This is a genomic window from Muribaculum gordoncarteri (assembly GCF_004803695.1).
In the GTDB taxonomy this organism is placed as follows: Bacteria; Bacteroidota; Bacteroidia; order Bacteroidales; family Muribaculaceae; genus Muribaculum; species Muribaculum gordoncarteri.
This window is the reverse complement of sequence record NZ_CP039393.1, coordinates 2,436,742-2,461,950: the sequence shown is the minus strand read 5'-3', so window position 1 is coordinate 2,461,950 and position 25,209 is coordinate 2,436,742. Positions and strand designations below refer to the sequence as shown.

Here is a 25,209-nt window from a genome sequence, read left to right as displayed (position 1 = left end):
TATTCTTATATTTGTAATTGGTAAAATAGTACTGTTATGACAGCTGACATTACATTGAAGCAATGTGCCGACGGAGTGCGTGACCGCTTGTCGGCGCATTATCCTCCCGGCGAGGCTCAGGCTCTGACGCGCATAGTCGTCGAGGAGCTGCTGCACTATGAGCCGGTGGATGTTGTGCTGCACAAAGATAGCATAATTTCTCCTTTTATGCAGGAGAAGATAGATAAAGTTGTGGAGAGGCTTCTTAATGACGAGCCTGTCCAGTATATATTCGGCAAGGCTCGATTCTGCGGGCTGGAGATAAAGGTGACTCCCGATGTGCTTATTCCGCGCCCCGAAACTCAGGAGCTTGTCGACTGCATAGTGAAGGAGTGGGGCGATCGTTCCGACCTGTCGGTGCTGGATGTCTGCACTGGTTCGGGGTGTATCGCCGTAGCACTCGCACGCGGGCTGAAGTGGGCCGATGTTACCGCAATCGACATTTCGGAGGCTGCGTTGGGTGTCGCACGTGACAATGTCACGCAGCTGAAGGTGAATGTGACGCTTCGTCAAGGCGATGCGCTCGCCATGGAGAGTCCGGCCGAGCCGTTGTGGGACATTATCGTAAGCAATCCTCCCTACATAGCCGAAAACGAGAAGCGTGACATGGAGCAGAATGTGTTGCGTTATGAGCCGCATTTGGCGCTTTTTGTCCCCGACAACGACCCGTTGCGCTTCTACAAGGCGATAGGGCGTTATGCCGCGGCCTCGTTGCGCGCGGGAGGGGAGCTCTACTTTGAGATAAATCCGCTCTATCGCGACACTCTTGTGACGATGCTGGAGGGCGAGGGACTTGTCGATGTGGAGTCGTGGGCCGACGCCGAGGGGCGTCAGCGGTTTGTAAAGGCTAAATCACCGCGTGACGATGGCTAAGCGTGCCGTTACCGCCGATGAAGCCCGCGTGAGGCTTGAAACACTGTGCGCCCGTTCCGAGCAGTGCAGAAGCGAGGTGCGCCGCAAGCTTGTGACATGGGGCATCTCTGCCGCCGAGCGCGAGGCCATTGTTGAGCGACTTATCGAGCGGCGGTTTGTCGATGACGAGCGTTATGCACGGGCCTATGTGCGTGACAAGTTCATATTCAGCCGCTGGGGTCGGCGCAAGATCGCTCTCGGACTTGCCTCCAAGCGCATTCCGCGTGATGTGGCCGATGAGGCGTTGCGTGACGAAATCGACGAGGAGGATTATCTTGTTGCCCTGAGGTCGCTGTTGCGGGCTAAGGCGCGAGGCATGGAGCGGCCTGTCGGGCGTGACGACCGTATGCGGCTCTTCCGATTCGGCGTTCAGCGAGGTTTTGAACCGGGCCTTGTGGGCGACGCGCTCAGGACGGTCGATTGTGATGATGACGATGATGAATGATTAATATGTGTAGTCATGGATGTGAAGTGGATCGACGGGGTGTTGAGGATGATATATCCGCAGGTGTGCGAAGTGTGCGGACGCTCGTTGTGCCGTGGCGAGGATGTGATGTGCCTGCACTGTTTGCGTCAGTTGCCGCGTGTAAGTTCCAACGGCGACGACTTCAACCTGCTCCATGAACGCCTGGCCTCCACGGTGGCGATAGAGCGTGCCGCCGGATATTTCCATTATTATAAGGAGAGCCCCTATGTGAAGCTGATTCATCAGGCCAAGTATTCGTCACGCCCCGTGGTGGCGCGAAAGATAGCGCGACGGTTTGCAAGGGAGCTGTCGCGTGACGGATTCTTCGACGGCATCGACATGATTGTCCCGGTGCCTCTTCACCGGTGGAAGCTGATGCGTCGCGGATACAACCAGAGCGACTATATAGCGCGGGGCATTGCCGATGTCACGGGACTTGAGGTGTCGCACTCGCTTGTGGCGTCGAGAGGTCACGCCACGCAGACGGCGCGTAACAGCTATCAGCGATGGGTTAATGCGGGAAGTGTGTATGAGTTGCGCGATGGAGCAAGTGTGGCGGGTCGGCATGTATTGGTGGTCGATGATGTCATCACCACGGGGGCCACGCTGCTTGCCTGCTGTGAGGCGATACACCGTGTCGAGCCGTCGGCGCGGCTGTCGGTGCTTGCCCTCGGGGTGGCGCATCTGTCGTGACGGACAGCTCTATTGTTTTTGTGTCACAGGCACCACTGTCAGCTCGATTCCGAGCTCTTCGATGCGGTTGGCTATTTTGTCCGATATTCCTTCGTCGGTTATTATCAGGTCTATTTCATCCATGTTGGCGATTTTGCTGAATCCTCGGCGGCGGAATTTCGACGAGTCGGCAAGCACGATTGTCTTCTGAGCCGTGTGCATCATGATTTTGTTGAGGTCGGCCTCGCGTATGTCGGTTGTGGTTATCCCGAAGTCGAGGTCTATTCCGTCGACACCGAGAAAAAGCTTGCTGCATGAAAACTCGGCAAGGGGCGACTCGGCGTATTTTCCTACTACCGAGAGGCTGCTTGTGCGTAACGACCCTCCCAGCTGCACTACATCGATCGACTCGTTGGCGGCAAGTATCTCCGACACCTGAATCGAGGCCGAGATTACGGTAAGCCGGTGTATGGGGCGTATGCAACGCGCAAAGGCAAGCACCGTGGTGCCCGATGCTATTATTATGGAGTCGTCCTTGGTTATCAGCGAAGCCGCCATTCGGCCTATGTGCTCTTTTTCGCTGCGTGCGAGTTTCTCTTTTTCGTTTACCGAGCGGTTGTTGATGTAGGGGTTTATGAGGATGGCTCTTCCGTGGCTTCGATATAGCTTGTTGAGTTTCTCGAGCTCGGTCAGGTCCTTGCGAATCGTAACTGCCGATACATCGAGGAGTAAGGAAAGATCCGATACTTGGATGGATTCATGCATCATCAAGGTATCGATAATAAGCTTGTGGCGCTCGTCTTTGGTCATTGGGGATTGTTTAGTTTGTGGGAGATTTTTGTTTCGCAAATTTAGTGAAAATTATTGAATTAGCAATATTTATAAGCGTTTCGTAACCGTTTTTCGCTAAAGTTTGCAACGCTTTTTGGCGAGAGCGTTTTTCTCTTTAAAAGTTTCGCAATGATATGCTTATTGGTTTTGAGTTGGTGGATAATGAAATGTTTATGAAAGTATTTTATTTCTATATGAAAGTTGTAAAATGGCGAAATAAATTAATATATAAGGATAATACATTGATATGCAGTATCATGTTTGTTCTGTTGAAAGATTTTTGTGAACTTTTTGATAAATCTTTTGTTTTTAAATAAAAAAGTATTTACTTTTGCAACGAAAGTAAGACTTTCAAAGCAAAACTTAATCGATAAATCTGCTGAAAAACTCAATAAATGAATATTAGTCGTTTTGCCGGATTGTCGATTAATACAAATTTAGAGATTGATGAACAAAGACTTTTAAAATGCAGTTAAAGTTAAACGTTACCTTCCTAACCATGAAGCACTATTGGTAGGTCGGTCTGGCGGCATTCAATATAAATCAAAAAACATAAAAGTTACATGGATAATAATCTCGGTAAAAAACATTACGATGTCATCGTGATAGGCGGCGGTGCCACCGGAGCCGGTACAGCGCGTGACTGCGCGATAAGAGGGTTGAAGACTCTTCTTGTCGAGCGGTTTGACTTTACCGCAGGTGCCACAGGGCGCAATCACGGACTTCTCCACAGCGGAGCGCGATATGCTGTCACCGACCCGGAGTCGGCCGCTGAGTGTATAAAGGAGAACATGATACTCCGCAAAATCGCCCGACATTGCGTTGAGGATACCGGAGGACTGTTCATCACTCTCCCCGATGACGACCTTGGCTATCAGGCCACATTTGTGGAGGCATGTCACAAGGCCGGCATCAACGCCGAGATAATCGATCCCGATGAGGCCATACGCATAGAGCCGGCTGTCAACCATCGGCTCATAGGAGCGGTAAAGGTTCCCGACGGATCCATTGACCCGTTCAGGCTTACGGTTGCCAATGTGATTGATGCCCGTCGTCACGGAGCCGATGTGATGACCTATAATCAGGTAGTGGGATTTGTCATCGAGCAAAACCGTGTGATGGGCGTAAAGCTGCGCGACAACAAGACCGGCGAAGAGTCGACCGTTTACTCCGACCTCGTGATAAACGCCGGCGGTATATGGGGACACCTCATTGCCGAGCTTGCCGGAGTGCGCATCAACATGTTCCCGGCCAAGGGCGCGTTGCTCATCTTCGGTCACCGCATCAACAATGTAGTGATCAACCGCTGTCGCAAGCCGGCCGATGCCGACATCCTTGTGCCGGGCGACACAATTTCGCTCATAGGCACAACTTCGAGCCGCATACCTTACGATCAAATCGACAATATGGAAGTGACTCCCGAGGAGGTTGACATACTCATGAGGGAGGGTATAAAGATAGCGCCGAGCATAGCCTATACGCGCATCCTGCGTGCTTATGCCGGTGTGCGCCCCCTTGTGGCCGCCGACAACGACCCGTCGGGCCGAAGCATAAGCCGAGGCATCGTGTGTCTTGATCATGCCACGCGTGACGGTCTTGAGGGATTCATAACCATAACCGGCGGCAAGCTCATGACCTACCGCCTGATGGCCGAGTGGGCTACCGACATGGCATGCCGCAAGCTTGGTCGCGATGTGAAGTGCGTTACGGCTGAAACCCCGCTCCCGGGTTCGGAAACAGCCGACCTGGCCGAGGCCAAGCATCACCACAAGGCCCACATCATAGAGCTCAGCACCGACCAGAAGGCCGCCGAAGGGCGTCACGGCACACTGAGCAGCCACATTGCCTATCAAACCGAGGAGGACGAGGCTGTGGTGTGTGAGTGTGAACAGGTTTCGGTGGGCGAGATAAAATATGCCATCGACGAGCTTCATGTCGAGAACCTTATAAATCTGCGTCGTCGCACACGACTGGGAATGGGCACGTGCCAGGGCGAGCTGTGTGCCTGCCGCGCCGCCGGAATACTCGTTAAGGCCAACAAGTGTGTCGACCGCACGTTGCGCGACCTGTCGGCGTTCATCAACGAGCGCTGGAAGGGAATGTACCCCGTGGCATGGGGCGAGTCGCTTGTCGAGGCGCAGCTCATGTCGTGGCTCTACGAAGGTGTGTGCGGACTTGACCGAATAGCCGAGCCTGAGGATAAGATTGACGAACAATAACATGAATCACGTATGAAGTACGACATTGTAATAATAGGAGGCGGACTTAGCGGACTCGTGAGCGGTATTTTGCTGACAAAGGCAGGCCGCAAGGTCGCCATAGTATCTTCGGGACACAGCGCGCTGCATTTCAGTTCGGGCTCTTTCGGCCTGTTCGGGCAGCGTGACGGAAACTTTGTGGAGCGTCCCCTGGAGGCAATCGCAAAACTCCCCGCGTCACACCCCTACCGCAAGGTGGGCATTGATGCGATAACCGATTACGTAAAGCGTGTAAAGCCTCTCTTTGCCGAGGCGGGAATCAACACCCACGGCAGCGAGGAGCGCAATCATTACCGCCTAACTCCCATAGGCGCTTTCAAGCCTGCCTGGCTCACGATCGACGACTATGCCACAGTGGGAAAGCCTGACAATCTTCCATGGGGAAAGGTGGCCATAATCAACTTTAACGGCTATCTCGATTTCTATCCGAGTTTCATTGCCAAGGGGCTTGAGGAAGCCGGTTTGAGCTGCTCGCTGAAATCGTTTACGCTGCCTGAGCTCGAAACCCTGCGCAAGAGCTCAACCGAGATGCGCGCCGCCAATATAGCGCGTGTCATCGTGGGCGATGTCATCGGCGATGTGGCCCGTGAGGTCAACCGCCTTGCCGGCGATGCCGACACGGTGCTGATGCCGGCCGTCATCGGACTCTTTGACGATGAACCCGTCAAGCTTCTGCGCGAGAAGGTTGACCGTCCGCTCTACTTTGTGTCGACGCAGCCCATGTCGGTGGGCGGAATGCGTTCGCAGATACGCCTGCGCCGTTACTTTAAAAAGCTCGGCGGCACCTATCTGCTTGGCGACAGCGTCACCAACGGAGTTGCCGAGGGCGACAGGATGATGAAGATATTTACGGTCAATCTCGGGGACATGGAGCTTTCGGCCGACTACTTCATCCTCGCGAGCGGAAGTTTCTTCAGCTACGGCATCATGGCCAACCCGGTGTCGATATACGAGCCTATATTCGGGCTTGACATTAAGGCTCCGACAACGAGGAGCGAGTGGTACCATAAGGATATTTTCAAAGATCACGCCTACATGAAGTATGGAGTGACGACCGATGATGAGTTCCGCGTCATGAAGGATGGCCGGACTCTTGACAACATGTATGCCGTGGGCGCGGTGCTCGGCGGCTGCAATTCGATGAAGGAGGAGTCGGGCGCCGGAGTTGCGCTGATGACTTCCATGAAGGTTGTTGATAACATTTTAGCCCGATGACACTATGGACGATTCGACAGTTAACTATCAGAAAAGCAATATAAGCGACAATAACTTCGAGCAGTGTATAAAGTGTACCATCTGCACGGTCTATTGTCCCGTAACGCCGGTCAATCCCGATTTCCCGGGTCCGAAGCAGGCCGGCCCCGACGGTGAGCGCTACAGGCTTAAGAAGCCCTTCTTCTATGACGAGGCACTTAAATACTGTCTTAATTGCAAGCGATGTGAGGTAGTGTGCCCATCCAATGTGAAGATTGGCGACATAATCCAGTCGGCACGCATCAAGTACAGCAAGAAATCGCCCGGATTGCGTGACCGCATGCTCGCCAACACCGACTTCATGGGCAACATGGCCACCCTGGTCGCTCCCGTAGTCAACGCCACGCTGGGATTGAAACCGGTGAAAAAGATAATGGATGCCACTCTCGGCATCGACGCCCACCGCACATTTCCCTCCTACGCTTCCGAGAAGTTCACGACATGGTTCAAGAAGGAGGCACGGCTCAACCAGAGCCGCTATCCCCGTCAGGTGGCCTATTTCCACGGATGTTACGTAAACTACAACTATCCGCAGCTTGGCAAGGACCTTGTCACGGTGATGAATGCGGTAGGCTACGGCATCAAGCTGCTGGAGGACGAGAAGTGCTGCGGCGTTGCAAAGATTTCCAACCGATTGATCGACGAGGCCAAGCGTGACGGTAAGATAAATCTCGAGCAGATACGCCGTGCCGTGCTTGAGGAAAACCTCACCGTAATAGGCACAAGCTCCACCTGCACCTTCACGATTCGTGACGAGTATCCCCACTTGCTCGACCTTGACAACGCCGATGTGCGCGACGAGGTGATGCTCGCAACCCGATTCCTCTACAATCTCATCGACTCAGGCAAGGCTAAGCTCGTGTTCCGCGACGATTATAAAAAGAGGGTAGCCTACCACACGCCATGTCACATGGAGAAACTCGGATGGACCATATACTCGACTTCATTGCTGAAGATGATTCCGGGACTTGACTATGTGCCTCTTGAGTCGAACTGCTGCGGAATCGCCGGAACCTACGGATTCAAGAAGGAGAACTACAACTATTCGCAGGACATAGGCCGACCGCTGTTCAACCAGATTCTCGGAGAGCATGTCGACCTCGTGGCCACCGATTGCGAAACCTGCAAATGGCAGATAGAGATGTCGACCGGAATGCCCGTCGCCAACCCCATTTCCATAATCGCCGATGCCCTTGACATAGAGGCAACTCGACGCGCCAACTCAGTAAATCTAAAATAGCAAACCAATTAAAACTATAGATTATGTGGAAATTTTTAGCTCCACCGGCTTATAAGGCTGAAATGCCGGCGGAAAAGGTCGATTCTAACTATAAGAAACTGCGATGGCAGGTGTTCTTGGGCATATTCATCGGTTATGCGGGTTTCTACATCGTGCGAAAGAACTTTTCCATGGCCATACCGGAGCTTGCACCGTTCGGCTTTGAAACCGGAGAACTTAGTATCGTATTGTCGATGAACGCAATCGCCTATGCTTTGTCTAAATTCTTGATGGGCAGCGTTTCCGACCGAAGTAACGCACGTGTATTCCTGCCGCTCGGACTTGTGCTGGCCGCTATTTCAATGGCGTTCATGATTGTGCCTGTGACTGCTATCGGTCCCGAACACAAGATGTGGGCCATTGCGCTTATGGCAGTGTTGAACTTCCTTGTAGGATGGTTCAATGGAATGGGCTGGCCTCCGTGCGGACGCGTCATGACCCATTGGTTCTCAATCAAGGAGCGCGGCACAAAGATGTCGATATGGAACTGCGCACACAACGTTGGCGGCGCACTCGTGGGCCCCATGGCAGTGTACGGCGCTATTTGGTTCGGCTCATGGTTCTACGGCAGCCAGACCAAGTACTACTTCCTTATCGGTACCTATGCCTTCCCGGCAGCTGTGGCAATATTCATAGCGATACTTGCCTACATACTCATTCGCGACACCCCTCAGTCGTGCGGACTGCCTTCGATCGAGAAGTATCGCAACGACTATCCCAAGAATTACAGCGAGAAGCACGAGCAGGTGCTTACCGCCAAGGAGATATTCTTCAAATATGTCTTTAACAACAAGATGCTCTGGTTTATCGCCATTGCCAACGCATTCGTCTACATGGTGCGTTACGGATGCCTCGACTGGGCTCCGGCGTTCCTGAAGGACTCGCAGGGCTACGACATCAAGGACGCAGGTTGGGCTTACTTCGCCTATGAGTTTGCGGCTATTCCCGGCACGCTCGTGTGCGGATGGTTGAGCGACAAGGTGTTCAAGGGCCGTCGAGCCATCACCACGATAATATTCATGGCTCTCGTGGCTGTGTTCATCCTGCTCTACTGGCGTTTCTCCTACAATTACACTATCGTTACCCTGTCGTTGATCGGCATCGGATTTTTCATCTACGGCCCGGTTATGCTTATCGGAGTTCAGGCTCTTGACCTTGCACCAAAGAATGCAGCCGGAACCGCCGCCGGACTCACGGGTTTCTTCGGATATTTCTTCGGAACCGCTATTCTTGCAAACATAGTTATCGGTTATGTAGCCGGCAGTGTGGGCTGGGACTGGACCTTTGTCCTCCTCTTGGCGGCTTGTGCTCTCTCCATCTTGTTTATCTCGTTTACCGCTAAGGAAGAACGTTATCTCTTGCAAAATAAAAATCAATAAACTATCCAAATAACAAAATTCACGTTTATGAGCAAATGTTTTATTAAAGTCGGTTTAGTTTCCGCTTTGACAGTTTTGGCCTTCACTTCATGCCAGGAGGAACAGGACTTTACAAATGAAAATGTCGATGCCACACGCGTACAAGTCAACACCATTTCCGAGGAGATGGCAAAGGTGCGTGACTACGTGCCCATGTATGCAGTGATGGCTCACCGAGGGTCTACATTCTGGGGACCTGAGGAAACCGAAGCTGCATGGCGATGGGCCCGAGAGATGGGTGCCGACTACCTTGAATCGGACCTCCAGTGTACGAAGGACGGCGTGATTCTCGCCAACCATGATGAAAACCTGTGTCGCACGACCAACATCGAGAATGTCTACGGTGAGTATGTGCCGCAGACCCGTAAGCAGTTCTACATGGACCACGGCTGTACTGCCGCCGAGGCCGAGGAGCTTTATAAAAAGGATGTGGCAAGTTTCCGACCCTACTACGCCATGTCATATATGTATGACGAGCTTCTTGCTCTTGATGCCGGAACATGGTTCAACCAGTCGAGCCTTGAACAGGCGCGCCCCAACTTTGAGCCTGCATCGCCCTCCAACCCCATGGGACAGCATCAATATGTGTCGGCCCTTTCCGACCAGATCGCTTTTGCCGAGGGTAAAATCCTGAAGAGAAACTCGCAGGGCGAGCGCATATACAGCATCACCGGCAAGTGGGATGCCAACAATCCCTACGATTGCCTCACCTATCATCTTGAATACGAGCCCGACCCCCAGGATACAGGCAACCGCCCCGGTGTCTACATCGAGTTCAAGGAGTCATGGCTGAACCCCAAGGACTTTGAGCACCGTGTATATCAGGAGCTCGACCGTCTTGGATGGAACATAATCACCAAGCCTTGTGACGGTGTGCCTAACTATAAGGACGGAAAGGTCAACGTGGGTAACTCCAACGGTAAGGTAGTGCTGCAGACATTCTCGCTTGAATCGCTGCGCCGCACGGCCGATGAGTTCCAGGGCAAGATTCCTATGTGCTTCCTGCTATGGGAAGGCAAGGGTGCTACCGACCTCAAGTTCAACACTCCCCAGGGTTATGCCGACTTCATCAACATGGCTCTCGAATACAAGGCCCACATCATTGGCCCGTCGATTGCCGGCGCTCCCAACAACTACGGCGAGCTTGACGCACCCTGGCAGGCCTACCTGATCGCCCGCTCGGGAATGCTCAACCACCCCTATTCATTTGACTCCTATGCCCAGATGGGTAAGTACATGGGACAGTACAACTTCGGTAATCCCACTCAGTTTGACGATTTGCTCGGTGTTACGGTCAACGGCAAGTTGTGGACTGTGTACCTTGACGGTCTTTTCACCAACCGCTCGGAGCTGACACTGCGTTATCTCATCGAAAACGGCTTCCGCTGCAACCCGCAGTTCGGCAACGAATATGCTCCCGCTTATGTGCCTGATCCTCTTAAAACTCTTGAACGACTTGGCTACTAAAGTTAAACATACTTCACTAACACGTATATCAAAATGAAAAAACAAATATTTCTCTCGTTGATAGCAGCATGTTCACTCTCGGTAGCTGCACAGGATTTTGACACCAATCCCACAATAAAGATTGACAATAAGGAAGAGGACCTCCACTTCACGGTGGGTGCGCGCATGATGATGGATGCAGCGTGGTATCACACCGATTACACTCCCATGAAGTCGGGTGCCAAGCTTACCGATGCCCGTATACGCACATCGATGACATTCCAGGACTGGTACTTCTATGCCGACTTTGACTTCTCGGGCGGCAAGTTCACCCAGAAGAACATATTCCTGCAGTATTCACTGGCTCCCGACAAGTACGACGGTATAAGCTCGTTCAAGGCCGGTTATTTCAACGACCCGCTCGGATTGTCGCGCAACACTTCGATGGGAAGCTATCACTTCATATCGCGTGCGGCGCCTGCCGTGGCACTGTGCCCCGGCCGTGAGCTCGGACTTGCCTACCGCTACTACAACAATCCGTTCTACTCCAATGTCGGCGTGTTTGCCGAGAATCCCTACAACAATCAGATTTCGGGATTCCAAGGCGTGGCCGTGGGCGGACGATGGCTCTATCGACCCATAAATGACGGCACTACGGCTTTCCACATCGGTGCTGCATTCCATTACGGACATCTCAACTCGGGTGAAACCGTCGACAATGTGAAGAAGACGGTGCTCATTCTCGGCACTCCCATGGAAACGGCTGTTGACCCCACTGAGTTTGTTCAGGCCATACTTCCTTACGCCAACAATGTCTACAACATCAACGCCGAATTGATGTATGTAAGTCCCAAGTTCTTTGCCCGCGGTGAGTACATGTGGAAGCATGTCACCAAGAAGCGCGACGACCAGACACTGTTTGAGGCCAATCTCGGCTCCATCGACTCATGGGGAACTCTTGAGTCATGGCAGGCCGGAAATCCTCTCGGAAGCAACAGCTTCAACGGTGCCTATGTAGAAGCCGGATACAAGATTTTCGGTCCCGACTACAAGTACAATAGTGCCGAGGGATTGCTTGGCGGTCTTAGCGGACGCTCGCTTGAGATTGTGGCCCGTTATAGCTACACCGGATTGAACGACCTCGTTGACGGTGAATACTACTCGGCCGGACGCGACCAGTACTATCCCAACGGCGTGATTGCCGACTATCCCGCTACATCACTCAGCGTAGGCGGCGGTAACCTACATTCGTTCACTATCGGAGCCAACTACTCGTTCAACAAGTTTGTCCAGGTGATGCTTGAGTACAACTACAATCACCTTGACCGTGACAAGTATATGAGCGATTCCAACTTCAACTGCATCCAGGGTCGCCTCATGTTCTCATTCTAAACAGCAAGTAACACACAATAAAGAAATCTTTCAATTAGTCTGCCGGGAGAGGCTGTGTCGCATGACACGGCCTCTCTTTTTAGTATTTTAACTCCGAAATGGTCTATACGGTCGTGGCTTTTGTGCTATTTAGAGGATATGCGGTCGACCTGATAAGGTGTAAAAGTGTTATATTTGCATATCCCAAAATTCAGTGACATGGAACTACGACGACAGCAGGTCACGCGTTATGTGACGCCATTGCGCGAAGGAGGCTCGCTTCCGGCTCTTGCCGAGGCCGACGACGGATTCAAGTATGTGGTGAAATTCAGGGGCGCCGGTCACGGCACCAAGGCGTTGATTGCCGAACTGATAGGCGGCGAGGTGGCGCGTGCGCTGCGGCTTAAGGTGCCCGAACTCGTCATGCTTGACCTCGACGAGGACTTCGGCCGCACCGAGGGCGATGAGGAGATTCAAGATCTGCTTCAGGCGAGTCGCGGGCTGAATGTGGGGCTGCATTTCCTGTCGGGAGCGTTGACGCTCGACCCGGTCGTGAATCAGGTCGACGAGCACCTTGCGTCGCGTATCGTGTGGCTCGACGCGTTCCTGACCAATGTCGACCGCACGGTGCGCAACACCAACATGCTGATGTGGAATCGCGAGGTGTGGCTTATCGACCATGGCGCATCGCTCTACTTCCACCACTCGTGGCGCGACTGGGAGAAGGCCATGTTGTCGCCGTTTCCCTATATAAAGGAGCATGCGTTGCTGCGAAAAGCGTCACATCTTGAGGAGGCCGACCGGGAGTGTCGTGAGCTGCTTACTCCCGACAAGCTCGCCGAGATAGTTGACCTTGTGCCCGACGAGTGGCTGCAATGGGACGGCATGGAGCTTACTCCCGACGAGATAAGGGGTGTCTACAAGACTTTCCTCACCGAGCGATTGAAAAATTCTCACATATTCTTAAAACAGGCGATAGATGCACGACAAGCACTTGTATGAATACGCGGTAATACGCTATGTGCCTCGCGTGGAGCGTGAGGAGTTTATCAATGTGGGGCTTATAATGATGTGCAAGCGCCGGCGATGGCTGCGTGTGGAGCTGTGGATCGACGAGCGCAAGATGGCCGTGCACGATTGTGAGCTTACTCGCGATGAATTGGCGCAACAGCTCAGTGCTTTCACCCTCATAGGGGAGGGACGCAGTGAGGGCGGCAGCATAGCGTTGCTGGAGGCTGAAGAGCGTTTCAGGTGGCTGACGGCGGTGAAGAGCGCGTGTGTGCAGACATCGCGTCCGCATCCGGGCATCACCGACAATCTTGACGCCACGTTTGCACGGCTTATGGAGGAGCTTGTGAAGTGACGCTCCTTACACCTCGTTTCCTAATTGTGACTGAGCCTTACTCGATGTAAAGCTTGGGAAGAGAAGCCGAGTCGACCTCTTCCTTCACCCAGAATGTAGCCTTGTCGATGGGCTTCTTCTTGACCTTGCTGTTGTGGGAAGTGAATGTGTTGTCGTCCTCGGTGGGTGTCACAGCATCGGAGGTCGACATGGCCATTTCCTGCGACGAGCCTCCCTTGCGTGAGGCTACGGTTCCCTTGACGGTGCGTGTGGGGGTGGGAATCTTGCCGAGATCCTGCATCACATGAGGCTGGTCGGGATTTTTCAAGTCGACGATTATGGGCACATACTCGCTCTCGCCGAGAAACTGACCGTTGCGGCCCGGATTGCAGTAGAGCGACACCTTTGCGTAGATTCGGTATTTGCGGCCGGGCTTCAGGTGAAGCTCGTCGATGGGTATCAGAATCGATTGGTCGGGCACGTTGTATTCGTCCTTCTTGGCCTTGAACATGCTTTGGGCCGCCACGTAGTTGAGCGACGGCGACAGGCGGTAGTTGTCGTTGGCGTCACGCAACGCCCAGCCTCCGGGGCTGCTGTAGAATATTGCCTGACATTCGATGTCCTTTCCCTTGACTCCTGAAAGATTGAAGTCGACATGGATTGCCATGCATTGGATGCTGTCGTTGTCGACTTCGGGGAGTATCCACACTTTTTTTATCGGAGATGCTGTTTCGGCCGAGCACATTAGCGCGGCGCACATCGTTATTATGGCTGAAATGAGTATTCGCATTTTGATTTTCATCGTATTGTTTTGTAACGGGAGTGCAAAGGTAAGCATAAATTTCGTGCCGTGAAAACGCGTTTGCCGCTTTTAACGCCACTTTGGCTTATTTAAACATGCGTCATGTCCCGTTGACCTCGGACTATGTTAGATTGGGGTTACGAGGTGTTATATTATGTCATTTATGATACAAAAATTCGTAAAGATAGGGGATTGTTTTGGCGGTTAACCGATTAATCATTAAATTTGTAAGCTGAAACGGAAAGACGCTTCGTTGCATCATTCCGTTGACACGATTAAGTAATTTAATATTCATATTTTTCATAAAATAGATTACAAGATTATGAGTAAAGAAAAGAAATTCTTGACCTGTGATGGTAATCAGGCTGCCGCTCACGTGAGCTACATGTTCTCGGAGGTTGCCGCGATCTATCCTATCACTCCTTCGTCGACAATGGCTGAGTATGTTGATGAATGGGCTGCCGCAGGCCGCAAAAACATTTTCGGTGAAACCGTTTTGGTGCAGGAAATGCAGTCGGAAGGCGGTGCCGCCGGTGCGGTTCACGGTTCTCTTCAGGCCGGTGCCTTGACAACAACTTACACTGCTTCGCAGGGCTTGCTGTTGATGATTCCCAATATGTATAAGATTGCCGGCGAGTTGCTGCCTTGCGTATTCCACGTGTCGGCTCGTACATTGGCTTCTCACGCTCTTAGCATCTTCGGCGACCATCAGGATGTGATGTCGGTTCGTCAGACCGGTTTCGCAATGCTTGCCGAGGGTTCGGTACAGGAAGTGATGGACCTCGCAGGTGTGGCTCATCTTTCGACCATAAAGTCACGCGTGCCCTTCGTCAACTTCTTTGACGGATTCCGCACATCTCACGAAATCCAGAAGATCGAGATGCTCGAAACCGACGATCTCGCTCCGCTTCTCGACCGTGAGGCTCTTGCCGACTTCCGCTCACGCGCCCTCAACCCCGAAAATCCCGTAGCACGCGGTATGGCTGAAAACGGCGACGTATTCTTCCAGCATCGCGAAGCCTGCAACAAGTACTATGATGCAGTGCCCGCAATCGTAGAGGATTACATGAACAAGATTTCGGAAATCACCGGACGCAAGTATGGCTTGTTCAACTACTACGGAGCACCCGACGCTGAGCGCGTAATCATTGCCATGGGTTCGGTTACACAGGCCGCTCAGGAAGCCATCGACTACCTTGTAGAGCAGGGTGAGAAGGTGGGTCTTGTTTCGGTTCACTTGTATCGTCCCTTCTCGGCAAAGCACTTCCTTGCCGCTGTGCCCAAGACTGCAAAGCGCATCGCCGTGCTTGACCGCACCAAGGAGCCCGGAGCCAAGGGTGAGCCTCTCTACCTCGATGTAGTTGACTGCTACTACGGAGTTGAGAACGCGCCTATGATAGTAGGCGGCCGTTACGGTCTTGCTTCAAAGGACACCACTCCCGCTCAGATACTTTCGGTTTACGAAAACCTCGCTCTTCCCGAACCCAAGAACAACTTCTCTCTCGGTATCGTAGACGATGTTACTTACATGTCGCTTCCGATGAAGGCTGAGGTTGCTCTCGGCGACAAGAGCACCTATGAGGCTAAGTTCTTCGGTCTTGGTGCCGACGGTACTGTAGGTGCCAACAAGAACTCTGTTAAGATTATCGGTGACAACACCAATAAATATTGCCAGGCTTACTTCGCTTACGACTCCAAGAAGTCGGGAGGTTTCACCTGCTCTCACCTGCGTTTCGGCGACAAGCCCATCCGCTCGACCTATCTGGTGACCACTCCTAACTTCGTGGCATGTCACGTACAGGCTTACCTGCACATGTATGATGTGACTCGCGGTCTTCGCGACGGCGGTACATTCCTTCTCAACACCATCTGGGAAGGTGAGGAGCTTGCAAAGAATCTTCCCAACAAGGTTAAGCGTTACTTTGCCGAGCACAACATCACCGTTTACTACATCAATGCAACCCGCATTGCTCAGGAAATCGGTCTTGGCAACCGCACCAACACCATCCTTCAGTCGGCATTCTTCCGCATCACCGAGGTTATCCCCGTTGACCTTGCAGTAGAGCAGATGAAGAAGTTCATCGTAAAGAGTTACGGCAAGAAGGGGCAGGATGTTGTCGACAAGAACTATGCAGCTGTTGACCGCGGTGGCGAATACAAGAAGCTTGATGTTGATCCCGCATGGGCATCACTTCCCGATGATGCAGTGGTTGCCAACAACGACCCCGAATTCATCAACAAGGTGGTTCGCCCCATCAACGCTCAGGACGGCGACCTTCTGCCCGTATCGGCATTCATCAACGATGCTGACGGTACTTGGGCTCAGGGTACTGCCAAGTATGAGAAGCGCGGTGTTGCCGCATTCGTTCCCGAATGGAACAAGGACAACTGTATACAGTGTAACAAGTGTGCCTACGTTTGTCCTCACGCTTCTATCCGTCCGTTCGTCATCACTCCCGAGGAACTCGCAGCAGCTCCCTTCGGCGAAGATGCTACAATACCTGCAATCGGCAAGACATTCACCGGAATGCGCTTCATGCAGGCTGTCGATGTTCTCGACTGTCTTGGTTGCGGCAACTGCGTTGATGTATGTCCCGGCAAGAAGGGCGTGAAGGCTCTCGCAATGAAGCCTCTCGAAACTCAGCTTGATATCCAGAAGAACTGGGATTACTGTGTTGACAACGTTAAGTCAAAGGCTTCGCTCGTTGATGTAAAGGCCAATGTCAAGAACTCGCAGTTTGCAACTCCGCTCTTTGAATTCTCGGGTGCTTGCTCGGGTTGCGGTGAAACTCCCTACGTTAAGCTTATAACCCAGCTCTTCGGCGACCGTGAAATCGTTGCCAACGCTACCGGTTGTAGCTCAATCTACTCGGGTTCTGTTCCCTCGACTCCCTACACCAAGGATGAGAACGGCCGCGGTCCCGCATGGGCTAACTCGCTCTTCGAGGACTTCTGCGAATTCGGTCTTGGTATGAACATCGCCAACGAGAAGATGCGTGAGCGTCTTGACGCAGCTATGCGCGGCGTTCTTGACTGCCCCGTATGCAGCGAAGAGATCAAGGCTCTCGCCACCAACTGGCTCGATGAGAAGAACGACGCTGCCAAGAGCCGCGAAATCGCCGACAAGCTCGTTCCGTTGATGGAAGCTTGCGGTTGCGACGCTTGCAAGAAGGTTCTTGAACTCAAGCACTTCCTCGTAAAGCGCAGCCAGTGGATAATCGGTGGTGACGGTGCTTCTTACGATATAGGTTTCGGTGGTCTTGACCACGTTATCGCATCGGGCAAGGATGTCAACATCCTCGTTCTCGACACCGAGGTTTACTCAAATACCGGTGGTCAGGCTTCAAAGGCTACTCCTATCGGTGCAATCGCCAAGTTTGCCGCAGCAGGTAAGCGCATCCGCAAGAAAGACCTTGGTCTTATCGCAACAACCTACGGTTACGTATATGTAGCTCAGATTGCTATGGGTGCCGACCAGGCTCAGACCCTCAAGGCTATCCGCGAGGCTGAGGCTTACGACGGACCGTCGCTTATCATCGCCTACGCTCCTTGTATCAACCACGGTATCAAGGCCGGTATGGGTAAGGCACAGCAGGAAGAGGCTAACGCAGTAGCTTGCGGTTACTGGCAGTTGTGGCGCTACAACCCCGCAGCCGAGCTTGAGGGCAAGAATCCGTTCACTCTCGACAGCAAGGAACCCAACTGGGATGCATTTGAGGACTTCCTCAAGGGTGAAGTGCGCTACGCTTCAGTAATGAAGCAGTATCCGGCTGAGGCTCAGGAGCTCTTCCAGGCAGCCAAGGCTAATGCCAAGTGGCGTTACAACAACTATCGTCGCCTTGCTCAGCAGCAGTGGGGTGTTGACCCGGAAGTTGAAACACTTGAAAACAAGTAATAAGCCGCTCCTTAAAAGAGTGACCCAATAGACAACGGCGGTCGGTTCTTCAGAGAATCGACCGCCTGTTTTTTTGCACAAAAAAGTGCGCTTCGCGACATTATGGGGTGAAATGCGGGGCTTCGGTGTAATATATTTGCTGAAAAAAGTAATTATGGAAAACGCAACAACCAAAACATCGAGCCGCAAGGGCAAGAATCTGAAGTTTGATCAGGAGTGGAAAGATGCAGTCGATCGTCTGCCTAAACACTATCGCGACGAAATATGCGCCGCAATCGAAGCCTATCAGCGCGACCTGACGATAATCGAGGTGACCTCCGGAGTGCCCCGCGCCATATTCATGCTCATCATGCCCACAATCCGTCGCCGCTACCGCGCCCGTGAACTGCGACGCCTTGCCCGCGCCCGCAAAACCGCCACCAAATCCGCACCTTCACGCCCCACAGAACCCACGCAGCCGGCACCCACGCAGCCGACAACTGCTCAACCGACACCCACTCAGCCACAGCCTGTCATTCAACAACAAAAATCCGGCCGAAGCAAGCTTGACAAGCTGCTCCGCCGCAAACGTAGGGACGCGATACATCGCGTCCGCAAATAGTTAATGCCCATAAATGTTGAACGGAGGTTGAATTATCCATGTTGCCCGTGAATTACCCGTTGTTGATGTGGACGCGATGTATCGCGTCCCTACAATACGTGGGTGCATAAAATAAGCAAGGAGCCAAGCGTGTTGCTTAGCTCCTTGGGAGGGTGTTGTCTTACCAGGATTCGAACCTAGACAGGCAGAACCAAAAACTGCAGTGCTACCATTACACCATAAGACAATCCTTATTGCTCAAGCCGTTAGGCCTAAAGCGTTGCAAAGGTAAGGAGATTTTTCGACCTATGCAATATTTTGCTGCTAAATTTGGTTATTTGGCAATCAAAAGGAAGTAGTTCTTCTTGCCCTTCTGAACGAGTATATACTTGTCGTTGAGGAGCAAACTTTGAGTTGCGGGCTCGTTGATTTCAGTCACTTTCTCCTTGTTGATGGAGAAGCCTCCCTGCTGTGCAAGCTTGCGTAACTCGCCTTTGCTGGGGAACACGGCAGCCTTTTCGGTAAGCAGGTCAACGATTTTAACCGAGCCGTCGAGGTCGGCCTTTGCAATCTCAAATGTGGGCACGCCTTCAAATACGGCAAGGAGTGTGTCCTCGTCGATGCGGCGCAGGATGTCGCCGGCCTTGTTGCTGAAGAGAATCTGCGATGCCTCCACAGCGGCTTCGTAGTCGGCAGCCGAGTGTACCATAGTGGTGACCTCCTTGGCGAGGCGCTTCTGCAGCGGACGCTGTCCGGGATCCTTGGCCTGCTCGGCAACAAGTTCGTCGATCTCTTCGCGGGTAAGCTCGGTGAAGATCTTGATATATTTCTCGGCATCGGCATCCGACACGTTGAGCCAGAACTGGTAGAACTTGTAGGGTGAAGTGTATCGGGGATCGAGCCATACGTTGCCGCTCTCGGTCTTTCCGAATTTTCCACCATCAGCCTTTGTGATAAGCGGGCAAGTCAGCGCGAAAGCCTCACCGCCGTTGGTGCGGCGAATAAGCTCGGTACCGGTTGTGATGTTGCCCCACTGGTCAGAGCCACCCATTTGCAGCTTGCAGCCCTTGGTTTCGTATAGGTGGAGGAAGTCGTATCCCTGGAGGAGCTGATAGGTGAACTCGGTGAATGAAAGTCCGTCACGAGTCTCACCGTTGAGGCGTTTCTGCACCGAGTCTTTCGCCATCATGTAGTTGACGGTGATGTGCTTGCCCACGATGCGGGCAAAGTCGAGGAACGAGAAGTCCTTCATCCAGTCGTAGTTGTTGACGAGCTCGGCCTTGTTGGGAGCGTCTGACTCGAAATCAAGGAACTTTGCGAGTTGCTTCTTTATGCATTCCTGATTGTGACGCAGGGTGGCTTCGTCGAGCAGGTTACGCTCGGTCGACTTGCCCGAAGGGTCGCCTATCATGCCGGTGGCGCCGCCCACGAGTGCGAGCGGTTTGTGGCCGCAACGCTGAAGGTGACGGAGCATCATCACTCCGCACAAGTGGCCTATGTGAAGTGAGTCGGCAGTGGGGTCGATACCCACGTAAGCGGTGACCTGCTCTTTTTCAAGCAGTTCTTCGGTGCCGGGAATCATGGTGTGTACCATCCCGCGCCATTTAAGTTCGTCGATAAAATTCATCGAATGATAAAAAATATAGTTTGTATCTAAATGTATCAAGTGGATTTTGAGTTGCAAAATTAATCATTTATCATGACATTGCGCAATGTAATTGGCGTAAAAAACTTAAATTTGTGCAATTATGATTTTGAATTGTAATGGCGGCGATTGCCGCCGGGTATAAAAGGCATTGAAATGAATGACTTGATAAAGCTTGAAAGCGATAAGTTGCGTTATATGGGGTTGTCGGTTGACAATCCCTGCCCTGTCACCGTGAAGTCGGGTGTGACTGCGGTGATAGGCGCCAACGGCTCGGGCAAGTCGACGCTCGGGCGAATACTTGAGAAGGGATGGAACATTGCCACCAACATTGTGCGTCCGTGTCGTCCCGACCTGAAGGTGAAGTTCATCGAGTTTGGCGACATACACTCGCTCAGCGGTTTTCATGTCGAGTACTACCAGCAGCGTCACGAGGCTACGATGAACGATGAAGTCCCCACGGTGAGGGAGCTTATGGGACAACGCATCGACATGCCGCAATGGGACATCTATTGCCGCCGGATGCGCCTTGAGGGAATCGAGGACAAGAAGGTCAACTTCCTGTCGAGCGGCGAGCTGCGCAAGCTCCTTGTGGTCAACGTGCTGCTTGAGTCGCCCGACCTGCTTATAATGGACAATCCCTACATAGGTCTTGATGCTGCGTCGCGCGACCTGCTCGACGAGGCTATAGCCGACATGTCGTCGCGAGGCATCTCGGTGATGCTGCTGTTGTGCAATCCCGGCGAGATACCGGCAGTGGTCGACACGGTGATACCGATGATCGACATGCGCATAGGCGAGCCGATAACGCGCGAGGGCGATGTGCAGATTGTGCGCAACCGCGTCATGTCGCTTATGGATTATGCCGTCGACCTTGAGCGCATCCCCAAGTCGACTCGCGTGACAAAGCATTACGAGGTGGCACTCGAGCTTCGCGGCTGCAATGTGAAATATGGCCGACGCATGATTCTTGAGAATGTGTCGTGGACCGTGCGCCGCGGCGAATGCTGGGCTCTTGCCGGGCCAAACGGTGCCGGAAAGTCGGTGTTGCTCAGCCTTGTGTATGCCGACAATCCGCAGGCCTATTCCAACGACATCACTATCTTTGACCGCAAGCGAGGAAGCGGCGAGAGCATCTGGGACATAAAGAGCCGCATAGGATATGTGTCGCCCGAGATGCACCTCTATTTCCGTCACCAGGGCACTGTGGCCGATGTCGTTGCTCAGGGTCTTGGAAACACGCTGGGTAGCTTCGGACGCACCAACGCCTCCAACTATGAAGCCGCTATGCGCTGGCTTGAGCTGTTTCATCTCGAGTCATTTGCCGACAGGCGTTACTCCACATTGTCGACAGGTGAGCAGCGGATGGTGCTGATTGCACGCACGCTCATCAAGCACCCCGACCTGCTGATTCTCGACGAACCCCTGCACGGACTCGATGCCGCACGCAAGCGCAGCGTGAGAGCGGTTGTCAACGCGCTTGTGCATCGCGACTCGCCCACATTGATATATGTGACCCACTTCCTGCCCGAGGTGCCTGAGTGTGTTTCGTTCACCAAGACTCTTGAAAAGTTAAAAAATGTATAAAAGCGGGCGGGGTGAGAGATTGAATCGTTGTCAAACTGTTACTTTTTTGTAACTTTGACAAATTGGATACCTATAAATATATGAAATCACTTCATTTTGCTATAATCATTCTTGCAATGTTTATCGCAGGCTGTAAAGGCGCAAAGAAGCAATCGACAGTTGAAGTCATCGAGGCTCCGGCGACTATCGACATCGTGAATTTCAATGCCGACAGCGCGTATAAATATGTCAAGACCCAGGTCGATTTCGGGCCGAGGGTTCCCGGCTCTACGGGACACGCGGCTTGTGCCGACTACCTGATAAACAGCCTGTCGCGCTATGGCGCCGACACTGTCATCGTGCAGCGGGCTGCTTTGAAGAATTATCTCGACGGCGCCATGCCCATTATAAACATAATGGGCCGATACGGAGTCGACAAGCCCAAGAGAGTGCTGCTCGTGGCGCATTGGGACACCCGTCCCTGGGCCGACAATGACCCCAATATCGAGAACAGGGCGAGAGCCGTGCCCGGAGCCAATGACGGAGCCAGCGGAGTGGGTGTGCTGCTTGAAATAGCGCGTCAGATGAGCGCCAAGCGTCCCGATGTGGGAGTTGACATCCTCTTTGTCGACGGTGAGGACTCAGGCCGCTCCGACGGATGGGGCGCGTCGGAGGAAACGTGGTGCATCGGAACCCAGTACTGGATTAAGAATATGCCTTACACGCAAAGCACGCTTCCCCGCTACGGAATATTGCTCGACATGGTGGGCGGCATCGATGCCACATTCCCGCGTGAATATGTGTCGGACTACTATGCCCGCGCGGTCAACGACAAGGTATGGAGCATGGCCTCGGCCTCGGGTTACGGCAAGGTGTTCAGTAACGATCAGCGCGGCGGTCTTATCGACGACCACACGTTTATCAACCGTGCCGGTATCCCCTGCATCGACATCATCGAGTGTGGCCATCCCGAAACTGGTACATTCTCGCCTGTGTGGCACACCGTAAACGATGACATGGAGCACATCGACAAGAACACGCTTAAGGCGGTGGGACAGACCGTGGCCAACGTATTATATCACGAAAAAGCCGAATAACAACAAAACTACATATACAATGACTATAAATCAGCTACAGGACGAAATAATTGAAGAGTTTGCCGACATCGATGACTGGATGGACCGTTACGCCTATATAATCGACATGGGCAATGCGTTGCCTCCCATCGACGAGGCCTATCGTACACCCGAGCATCTTATCGAGGGCTGCCAGAGCCGTGCATGGCTCCATGCCGAGTTGACCCCCGAGGGAAAAATCGAGTACACCGCCGACAGTGACGCTATAATCGTGAAGGGAATCATAAGCATGCTTGTAAAGGTGCTGTCGGGTCACACTCCGCGTGAAATCGTTGACAGCGACCTATACTTCATCGACCGCATAGGCCTGTCGGAGAACCTGTCGCCGACGCGAAGCAACGGACTCGCCGCCCTCGTGAAGCAGATGCGGCTCTATGCCGTGGCATTCCTTGCCAAGCAGCAGGCCGAAGGCGCGGCCCAATGAGCTTCTACCGGTCACCCGTAAAGAAATATTCCAATCATTATAAATAATTAAAAGTCAACTTATGTTTAAAAATCAACCTGCGGGCTTGTATGTGCTGTCGCTTGCCAATATGGGCGAACGTTTCGGCTACTACACCATGCTCGCGATCTTCCTGCTGTTCCTGCAGGCGAAATTCGGCTTCGATGCCGCAGTTTCAGGTCAAATCTATGCCATTTTCCTTGCCTTGGTCTACTTTATGCCTCTGATTGGAGGTTGGGTTGCCGACAAGTGGAGTTTCTCAAAGTGTGTCGTCACGGGTATCTGCATCATGTTTGTGGGCTACCTGATAATGGCCATCCCCACTGAAATACGCAGCACTTCGTCGCTGATTGTGCTATGTGCCGCTCTTGCGCTGATTGCCGTCGGCACGGGATTGTTCAAGGGTAATCTCCAGGTTATGGTGGGCGACCTCTACAACGATCCCCGTTACTCGTCGCAGCGCGACTCGGCATTCTCGATTTTCTACATGGCAATCAACATCGGCTCGATGTATGCGCCCATGACCGCCACCGCTATGTGTAACATGGCCATGAAGGGTCAGGGTCTTGTCTACAATCAGAAGCTTCCCGCACTGTGTAACGCATATCTTGACGGACATGAAAACGCCGCCGACCTCGTGGCTACGATCAATGAGAGCGGAATGCAGGTGGGCGCATCGCTCGGCGAGTTCTGCTTGAAATATATCGACACCCTGTCGACCGGCTACGGCTACGGATTCGGTGTGGCATGTGTTTCGCTCATTGTCAGCTTCCTTGTCTACATTATCGGCCGTCGCGCTTACGCTCAGGTAATCACCGACAAGAAGTCGGCATCGGCCGCATCGGCTGTAAATAACGGTCCCGAACTCACTCCCTCGCAGACCAAGAGCCGCATCATCGCTCTTCTTCTCGTGTTTGCTGTTGTCATCTTCTTCTGGATGGTATTCCATCAGAACGGTGCCACTCTCACTGAATTTGCCAAGAGCTGTACTTCGCCCGAAGCTACAGGATGGACCCGAATCGGATTCAACGTGTGGGCTCTTACCGCTATATTCATCGGCGTTTATGCACTTTTCAACCTCTTCCAGACCCGCAGCAACTCAGGTCGCGCAATATCGGCTCTGATCCTTGCAGCCGTAGCAGGTGCTCTCGTTTACATCTACAATATAACTCCTGAAGTGGTTGAAGGCATCCAGCCTCAGCAGTATCAGCAGTTCAACCCGTTCTATGTGGTTGCGCTCACTCCGGTGTCGCTCGCGTTGTTCGGATGGCTCGCTTCGCGCAAGAAGGAGCCTTCGGCACCCCGCAAGATCGGCTACGGTATGGTAATGGCCGGTATCGCTTACGGTGTCATGGTTATCGGTTCGCTCGGCCTTGCCGGAACTCAGGGAGCCGTATCGCCCAACTGGCTGATTTCGACCTATCTGTTGCTCACATTTGCCGAGCTTCTGTTGTCGCCTATGGGTATCTCCTTCGTGTCAAAGGTGGCTCCTCCCAAGTACAAGGGCGCCATGATGGGCGGATGGTTTGCAGCTACGGCCATCGGTAACTACCTCGTGTCGATACCCATGTTGCTTTGGGGCAAGATTTCGCTTGCATGGCTTTGGGGAATCCTCATCATCATCTGCGGCATCTCGGCTACATTTATCTTCGCTATAATGAAGAAGCTCGAGGCCGCTACATCCGATGCTCCCGCGCTTGATCCCGTGGACAATGTTGAGGATGACGCTATATGATATAACCCGTCGACTTGACTAATAAAAACGGCAAGGCAACCGCAGGTATTTTACCGCTACGGTTGCCTTGCTTGTTAATTTTAGTTGACAAATTGCCGCTGGTTAGCGAATAAATGATTA

Annotated in this window: 20 protein-coding genes; 17 read left to right on the top strand and 3 right to left on the bottom strand. The window is 52.8% G+C overall.

The genetic code is table 11. The features are described from left to right. Nucleotides 1–36: 36 nt before the first annotated feature. Genes prmC through E7746_RS10895 form a run of 3 tightly spaced genes read left to right on the top strand, consistent with a single transcriptional unit; the run spans nucleotide 37 to nucleotide 2,110 of the window. Nucleotides 37–912 carry a peptide chain release factor N(5)-glutamine methyltransferase gene (prmC, locus tag E7746_RS10905; protein ID WP_136410802.1) on the top strand — a complete coding sequence of 292 codons (876 nt, stop codon included), beginning with the start codon at nucleotides 37–39 and terminating at the stop codon, nucleotides 910–912. Continuing rightward, on the top strand, nucleotides 905–1,396 hold the full coding sequence (locus E7746_RS10900) for a regulatory protein RecX (RefSeq protein WP_136410801.1): 492 nt from the start codon (nucleotides 905–907) through the stop codon (nucleotides 1,394–1,396). The genes prmC and E7746_RS10900 overlap by 8 nt, the downstream gene beginning before the upstream one ends. A 15-nt stretch (nucleotides 1,397–1,411) precedes the next feature. After that, complete coding sequence (locus E7746_RS10895; RefSeq protein WP_136410800.1) at nucleotides 1,412–2,110, top strand: ComF family protein; 699 nt, start codon at nucleotides 1,412–1,414, stop codon at nucleotides 2,108–2,110. 9 nt (nucleotides 2,111–2,119) lie between these two features. Here the strand turns inward: E7746_RS10895 and E7746_RS10890 are convergent, their stop codons facing one another. Then, the gene (locus tag E7746_RS10890) at nucleotides 2,120–2,899 is read right to left on the bottom strand and encodes a DeoR/GlpR family DNA-binding transcription regulator (protein ID WP_136410799.1); all 780 of its coding nucleotides are present in this window, start codon (nucleotides 2,897–2,899) and stop codon (nucleotides 2,120–2,122) included. Nucleotides 2,900–3,483: 584 nt separating this feature from the next. Here E7746_RS10890 and glpA point away from each other — a divergent pair. The 8 genes from glpA to E7746_RS10850 all read left to right on the top strand — a co-directional run bounded on the left by glpA (nucleotide 3,484) and on the right by E7746_RS10850 (nucleotide 13,309). After that, nucleotides 3,484–5,139 (top strand): anaerobic glycerol-3-phosphate dehydrogenase subunit A, encoded by a 1,656-nt coding sequence (gene glpA / locus E7746_RS10885; protein ID WP_136410798.1) that lies wholly within the window; start codon nucleotides 3,484–3,486, stop codon nucleotides 5,137–5,139. A gap of 12 nt (nucleotides 5,140–5,151) precedes the next feature. Next, nucleotides 5,152–6,393 carry an anaerobic glycerol-3-phosphate dehydrogenase subunit GlpB gene (glpB, locus tag E7746_RS10880; protein WP_136410797.1) on the top strand — a complete coding sequence of 414 codons (1,242 nt, stop codon included), beginning with the start codon at nucleotides 5,152–5,154 and terminating at the stop codon, nucleotides 6,391–6,393. 4 nt (nucleotides 6,394–6,397) lie between these two features. Next, nucleotides 6,398–7,672 carry an anaerobic glycerol-3-phosphate dehydrogenase subunit GlpC gene (gene glpC, locus E7746_RS10875; protein WP_136410796.1) on the top strand — a complete coding sequence of 425 codons (1,275 nt, stop codon included), beginning with the start codon at nucleotides 6,398–6,400 and terminating at the stop codon, nucleotides 7,670–7,672. 23 nt (nucleotides 7,673–7,695) lie between these two features. Further along, nucleotides 7,696–9,090 (top strand): phosphoglycerate transporter protein PgtP, encoded by a 1,395-nt coding sequence (gene pgtP / locus E7746_RS10870; protein WP_136410795.1) that lies wholly within the window; start codon nucleotides 7,696–7,698, stop codon nucleotides 9,088–9,090. Nucleotides 9,091–9,117: 27 nt separating this feature from the next. Next, nucleotides 9,118–10,596 carry a glycerophosphodiester phosphodiesterase family protein gene (locus E7746_RS10865; RefSeq protein WP_136410794.1) on the top strand — a complete coding sequence of 493 codons (1,479 nt, stop codon included), beginning with the start codon at nucleotides 9,118–9,120 and terminating at the stop codon, nucleotides 10,594–10,596. Nucleotides 10,597–10,629: 33 nt separating this feature from the next. After that, complete coding sequence (locus E7746_RS10860; protein WP_136410793.1) at nucleotides 10,630–11,967, top strand: porin; 1,338 nt, start codon at nucleotides 10,630–10,632, stop codon at nucleotides 11,965–11,967. 198 nt (nucleotides 11,968–12,165) lie between these two features. Then, entirely contained in the window at nucleotides 12,166–12,948 is a 783-nt protein-coding gene (locus tag E7746_RS10855) for a HipA family kinase (RefSeq protein ID WP_136410792.1), read from the top strand. Next, nucleotides 12,926–13,309 carry a DUF3037 domain-containing protein gene (locus E7746_RS10850; protein ID WP_136410791.1) on the top strand — a complete coding sequence of 128 codons (384 nt, stop codon included), beginning with the start codon at nucleotides 12,926–12,928 and terminating at the stop codon, nucleotides 13,307–13,309. The genes E7746_RS10855 and E7746_RS10850 overlap by 23 nt, the downstream gene beginning before the upstream one ends. A 37-nt stretch (nucleotides 13,310–13,346) precedes the next feature. Here E7746_RS10850 and E7746_RS10845 read toward each other — a convergent pair whose 3' ends face one another. After that, the gene (locus E7746_RS10845; RefSeq protein WP_238337177.1) at nucleotides 13,347–14,078 is read right to left on the bottom strand and encodes a hypothetical protein; all 732 of its coding nucleotides are present in this window, start codon (nucleotides 14,076–14,078) and stop codon (nucleotides 13,347–13,349) included. 334 nt (nucleotides 14,079–14,412) lie between these two features. On the opposite strand from E7746_RS10845, the gene nifJ reads away from it, so the two are divergent. Both nifJ and E7746_RS10835 read left to right on the top strand, forming a co-directional pair. Beyond that, nucleotides 14,413–17,985: a pyruvate:ferredoxin (flavodoxin) oxidoreductase gene (gene nifJ / locus E7746_RS10840; RefSeq protein WP_136410789.1), complete on the top strand. Its 3,573-nt coding sequence runs from the start codon at nucleotides 14,413–14,415 to the stop codon at nucleotides 17,983–17,985. A gap of 154 nt (nucleotides 17,986–18,139) precedes the next feature. After that, a complete protein-coding gene (locus tag E7746_RS10835; RefSeq protein WP_136410788.1) occupies nucleotides 18,140–18,586 on the top strand; it encodes a DUF6291 domain-containing protein in 447 nt (148 codons plus the stop codon). A gap of 313 nt (nucleotides 18,587–18,899) precedes the next feature. On the opposite strand, the gene tyrS is transcribed toward E7746_RS10835, so the two are convergent. Continuing rightward, the gene (tyrS, locus tag E7746_RS10825; RefSeq protein WP_136410787.1) at nucleotides 18,900–20,192 is read right to left on the bottom strand and encodes a tyrosine--tRNA ligase; all 1,293 of its coding nucleotides are present in this window, start codon (nucleotides 20,190–20,192) and stop codon (nucleotides 18,900–18,902) included. 174 nt (nucleotides 20,193–20,366) lie between these two features. Between tyrS and E7746_RS10820 the strand changes: the two genes are divergently transcribed. The 4 genes from E7746_RS10820 (at nucleotide 20,367) to E7746_RS10805 (ending at nucleotide 25,089) form a co-directional block, all read left to right on the top strand. Then, on the top strand, nucleotides 20,367–21,797 hold the full coding sequence (locus tag E7746_RS10820; protein WP_136410786.1) for an ATP-binding cassette domain-containing protein: 1,431 nt from the start codon (nucleotides 20,367–20,369) through the stop codon (nucleotides 21,795–21,797). A gap of 80 nt (nucleotides 21,798–21,877) precedes the next feature. Then, nucleotides 21,878–22,873 carry a M28 family peptidase gene (locus E7746_RS10815; protein ID WP_123395651.1) on the top strand — a complete coding sequence of 332 codons (996 nt, stop codon included), beginning with the start codon at nucleotides 21,878–21,880 and terminating at the stop codon, nucleotides 22,871–22,873. A 19-nt stretch (nucleotides 22,874–22,892) separates the two neighbouring features. After that, nucleotides 22,893–23,336 (top strand): SufE family protein, encoded by a 444-nt coding sequence (locus tag E7746_RS10810; protein ID WP_123395652.1) that lies wholly within the window; start codon nucleotides 22,893–22,895, stop codon nucleotides 23,334–23,336. A 61-nt stretch (nucleotides 23,337–23,397) separates the two neighbouring features. Continuing rightward, on the top strand, nucleotides 23,398–25,089 hold the full coding sequence (locus E7746_RS10805; protein WP_136410785.1) for a peptide MFS transporter: 1,692 nt from the start codon (nucleotides 23,398–23,400) through the stop codon (nucleotides 25,087–25,089). Nucleotides 25,090–25,209: the final 120 nt, after the last annotated feature.

Excerpts from the sequence above, each read along its gene's own strand:
- prmC (WP_136410802.1), top strand. The coding sequence starts at position 37 with ATGACAGCTGACATTACATTGAAGCAATGTGCCGACGGAGTGCGTGAC.
- E7746_RS10900 (WP_136410801.1), top strand. The coding sequence starts at position 905 with ATGGCTAAGCGTGCCGTTACCGCCGATGAAGCCCGCGTGAGGCTTGAA.
- E7746_RS10895 (WP_136410800.1), top strand. The coding sequence starts at position 1,412 with ATGGATGTGAAGTGGATCGACGGGGTGTTGAGGATGATATATCCGCAG.
- E7746_RS10890 (WP_136410799.1), bottom strand. The coding sequence starts at position 2,899 with ATGACCAAAGACGAGCGCCACAAGCTTATTATCGATACCTTGATGATG.
- glpA (WP_136410798.1), top strand. The coding sequence starts at position 3,484 with ATGGATAATAATCTCGGTAAAAAACATTACGATGTCATCGTGATAGGC.
- glpB (WP_136410797.1), top strand. The coding sequence starts at position 5,152 with ATGAAGTACGACATTGTAATAATAGGAGGCGGACTTAGCGGACTCGTG.
- glpC (WP_136410796.1), top strand. The coding sequence starts at position 6,398 with ATGGACGATTCGACAGTTAACTATCAGAAAAGCAATATAAGCGACAAT.
- pgtP (WP_136410795.1), top strand. The coding sequence starts at position 7,696 with ATGTGGAAATTTTTAGCTCCACCGGCTTATAAGGCTGAAATGCCGGCG.
- E7746_RS10865 (WP_136410794.1), top strand. The coding sequence starts at position 9,118 with ATGAGCAAATGTTTTATTAAAGTCGGTTTAGTTTCCGCTTTGACAGTT.
- E7746_RS10860 (WP_136410793.1), top strand. The coding sequence starts at position 10,630 with ATGAAAAAACAAATATTTCTCTCGTTGATAGCAGCATGTTCACTCTCG.
- E7746_RS10855 (WP_136410792.1), top strand. The coding sequence starts at position 12,166 with ATGGAACTACGACGACAGCAGGTCACGCGTTATGTGACGCCATTGCGC.
- E7746_RS10850 (WP_136410791.1), top strand. The coding sequence starts at position 12,926 with ATGCACGACAAGCACTTGTATGAATACGCGGTAATACGCTATGTGCCT.
- E7746_RS10845 (WP_238337177.1), bottom strand. The coding sequence starts at position 14,078 with ATGCGAATACTCATTTCAGCCATAATAACGATGTGCGCCGCGCTAATG.
- nifJ (WP_136410789.1), top strand. The coding sequence starts at position 14,413 with ATGAGTAAAGAAAAGAAATTCTTGACCTGTGATGGTAATCAGGCTGCC.
- E7746_RS10835 (WP_136410788.1), top strand. The coding sequence starts at position 18,140 with ATGGAAAACGCAACAACCAAAACATCGAGCCGCAAGGGCAAGAATCTG.
- tyrS (WP_136410787.1), bottom strand. The coding sequence starts at position 20,192 with ATGAATTTTATCGACGAACTTAAATGGCGCGGGATGGTACACACCATG.
- E7746_RS10820 (WP_136410786.1), top strand. The coding sequence starts at position 20,367 with ATGAATGACTTGATAAAGCTTGAAAGCGATAAGTTGCGTTATATGGGG.
- E7746_RS10815 (WP_123395651.1), top strand. The coding sequence starts at position 21,878 with ATGAAATCACTTCATTTTGCTATAATCATTCTTGCAATGTTTATCGCA.
- E7746_RS10810 (WP_123395652.1), top strand. The coding sequence starts at position 22,893 with ATGACTATAAATCAGCTACAGGACGAAATAATTGAAGAGTTTGCCGAC.
- E7746_RS10805 (WP_136410785.1), top strand. The coding sequence starts at position 23,398 with ATGTTTAAAAATCAACCTGCGGGCTTGTATGTGCTGTCGCTTGCCAAT.